The organism is Paenibacillus sp. 01T422 (genome assembly GCF_056398785.1).
On the sequence record NZ_JBFTQB010000657.1, the window covers coordinates 1 to 3748 of the forward strand.

Consider the following 3748-nt stretch of genomic DNA (forward strand, 5'->3'; position numbering starts at 1 on the left):
CTCCCTCCTATCCAGCGTTGGTGCTGGAGCGTATTGTTCCAGTTCTCTTTTGCGTTTCGTGAAAGCATTCATCGCGTGACATCCTCTCCAGATAGGCAGATTTCCTCTTTATGCTACCTCTCTTGAATTATAATGTATATAGGGGTGATGCGGCACAACTGTGTTCAGACGAGCATCATTTCGAGGCTTGAAACCGTGCAGCCTCATTGGACAATTTCCAATGTAAACACCCGTTGCGCACCTATATTGCTCATTTCATTGGATGAATTCCAATGAAATGAGCAATATCTTGCGCTAAAGCGGCACGATTAAGCGGCCTCATTGGATTTCATCCAATAAGATCGCTGTTCGAGCCTTTAATTCACTATGTTCATTGGATTTCATCCAACAGGCACATCCTATTAAAAAGTCCCAGCGGTATTAACACCCCGCTGGGACATCACTTTTATTCGGAATCCTTGGATTCATCCTCACTCACATTCACATCGGGCTGCTTTGCAGGTAGCTCTTTGCTCGGCGCATTGAACACAGGCGGCTTCACATCAGGCAGCACTGGCCGGCTCTGGTCATACAGCTGCACGAAGATTTCTTCAATCTCATCTCCGGTCAGATCGCCACGCTTCAGAAGCTCCTCTGCAATGGTATGAACGAACCCGTCATATTCCCGAACGAGCTTCTTCACTTCCAGCATCTGATCTTTCAGCAGTTCATTAATCTTAGGCCGGAGCGCCTTCAAACCTTCAGCTCTGGAGCCAATAGCCAACCAGCTGAATAGCTCATCGCCCATCCCGACCATCCCCAGATAAGCCCCTGCCAACTCTGTTGCCTGCTGGAGATCCGAGGTTACACCGTTTAATTTCTTGTTCAGGAATTCCTCTTCTACAGCACGAGCAGCCAGACAGACTTGGATTTCCGCCAAAATCTCGCTGTCGCTTCGATTATAACGCTCATGCGTCGGTTTGGTGGCTGCGAGTCCGAGTGCACCGCCCCGGCGAATAATCGTCACCTTCCACACGCGTTCATGCGGCTTCAACAGGAACTGCGCCACCGCATGGCCCGCTTCGTGGTAGGCCACATTCCGCTTCTCATCGTCTCTCATCGAGCGAAGCGGTTGTTTGAGGCCCCACTCATAGGTCTCCATCGCAGCCCGGAAGTCTTCGTAGCTAGCCAGTTGGGCACCGCGCTGATGCGCGATGACAACGGCTTCGTTAACGATGTGCTTGATTTGCGCCGGACTGTATCCGATGGAATCAAGTCCTGCCGCTTCCGGAGTAAGTGAAGCATCCCTTTTCACTTTTTTCAAGTAATACTGAAAGATGTCTACCCGTCCGTCATAGTCGGGAACATCCACCCACAGCTGCCGGTCGAAACGACCTGGCCGCAGCAAAGCAGAGTCCAAGACATCTGGCAGATTCGTTGCCGCAACGGTCAATACCGCTGGGCGCTCCGCCTTCTTGCGGCGCAGTCCCAATGAACGAAGCATCTTGGCAATTTTGGATGTGTCGATATTCGGCGGGTCCATCTGCAAGAGGAGCTCATTGAGGAGGCCGGAGCCTCCGCCCATGCCCATCATTCCCATCATGCCTCCGCCAGCGTTTCYCTGACGACTCATGCCGATCGCATCAATCTCGTCAATGAAGATAATGCAGGCGCCGTACACTCTCGCGAGTTTCCGCGCCTTCCGGAAAATACCCATAACTTTCAGGTTACCTACACCGAAGAACATGTTCTGAAAGCTTGGAGCTGAAGCGTAAGCGAAAGGCACTTGCGCTTCGTTGGCAATAACTTGAGCCAAGTAAGATTTCCCGGTGCCAGGAGGTCCGCATAACAGCAATCCCCGGATTGCCTCCCCTCCCATCTCCTTGAACTCTTTGACCCCTTTGAGCAGGGTCACAATCCGCTTCGCATTCTCAACAATTTCGGGATTCCCCCGATAATCGTCCCAGGTTGCGCCGGTCTCGCCAGGCAGTATCCAGTAGGTCCGTCCCCTCGCCAGAAACCAGAAGAGTGCTACGAACTGGATGATCATGAATAATACTGCGAATAACAACTGGAATAACATGCTGGCGATGGTTAACGCGGCATTCCAATAGGTAGGCCCTCCTACCCATAACAACAAGCCGATAATTACGAGGGCTGCTAGCCAGAGGATGAATTTTCGCCACCTAATCCACTGATATCTCCTCATGGCATCACTTCCTTTCCTGGGACCAACTTAAAGAAGGCCCGCTAGTTATTTATTGGAAAATTCTTTTGATATCCAATAAATATTTGAGAATGACAGCGACCCCACAGATGAAATAAAAGATCACAAGAATCCAACCTGTGGGATCGATTGAAACTAAATTTACAAGCACATTCAAAGGTAGAACATAATAGAGGACATCTTTTAAATAACCTAGTACAAATGTAACATCGAAAGCACCTTCCCAAAACATTTTGAAGAAGGAAATTAGAAAATGGATGATCATTAATCCAAATATGGCCCATAATGTATAAATCATCCAGCCGGCAACTGTTAATATCACTTTTCACCACCACCTTCCTACATCGTATGCTAGGAATACTGACAGGTGAAGATGATGTGAGATTCAGTTCGCAACTAGATCAAAACAAATATATTCTATTTATTTCATATTAAGACCGAGTGTTGTTTAAAAATAAACATAATGTTAAGAGGGCTCCATCCTCTGCCAGCTCATGTTCGCGGCGGCCATTGATGACTACGTTGGCTCCTCGTTTAACTAGCTCGATTGCCGCTGCTTCCGCCTGTCATGACGACTACTTTATTTTGAAAATCCATTTTATTTATCCCCTTTGTATACCTATTAAAAGGTAGTTATTATTGGGCCTTCATGCTGAATGGCCCTTTCGCGGTGCCGCAGGCGATTCGCCGTTACAGCCGCCTCCCAGTGGAAATAACAGGAAAATCCAACGCTAATTCGCGCCGAGTCGGCCTAGCTGGTGAAATAGCAAYAGAAACTACAGCTAATTCGTCTGTGACTTAGYAAATTTCGGTAAATCTAACCGGAATAGCTGTAGCAATGCCATCTAATTGTATAAAAGTAGGAAAATCGCTGGAAATAGCTACAGTATTCGGCGTTAGATACAACTGATCGGTCCACTGCGCAACTTCTCGGTGCCTTGCGGTGATTCGCTACGCCGCCTCCCAGTGGAAATAACAGGAAAATCCAGCGCTAATTCGCGCCGAGTCGGCCTAGCAGGTGAAATAGCAATAGAACTACAGCTAATTCGTCTGTGACTTAGCAAATTTCGGTAAATCTAACCGGATTAGCGGTAGCAATGCCATCTAATTACCCAAAAGCAGGAAAATCCCCAGAAATAGCTGCAGTATTCGGCGTTAGATACAACTGATCGGTCCACTGCGCAACCTCTCGGTGCCTTGCGGTGATTCGCTACGCCGCCTCCCAGTGGAAATAACAGGAAAATCCACCGCTAATTCGCGCCGAGTCGGCTTAGCKRGTGAAATAGCAATAGAAACTACAGCTAATTCCTCTGTGACTTAGCAAATTTCGGTAAATCTAACCGGAATAGCAGTAGCAATGCCATCTAATTACCCAAAAAACAGGAAAATCGCCAGAAATAGCTGCAGTATTCGGTGTTAAAAGGAAGTGATCGGTCCACTGCGCAACCGCTCTGAGCCCTGCGGCGAATCGTTACGCCGCCTCCCAGTGGAAATAACAGGAAAATCCACCGCTAATTCGCGCCGAGTCGGCCTAGCGAGTGA

Annotated in this window: 2 protein-coding genes; both read right to left on the bottom strand. The window is 48.4% G+C overall.

The annotated features are described in order from the left end of the window. Positions 1–445: 445 nt before the first annotated feature. A complete protein-coding gene (locus tag AC1DUA_RS28305) occupies positions 446–2188 on the bottom strand; it encodes an AAA family ATPase (RefSeq protein ID WP_477502934.1) in 1743 nt (580 codons plus the stop codon). Positions 2189–2237: 49 nt separating this feature from the next. Continuing rightward, positions 2238–2528: a hypothetical protein gene (locus AC1DUA_RS28310; RefSeq protein WP_161407345.1), complete on the bottom strand. Its 291-nt coding sequence runs from the start codon at positions 2526–2528 to the stop codon at positions 2238–2240. Positions 2529–3748 lie beyond the last annotated feature (1220 nt).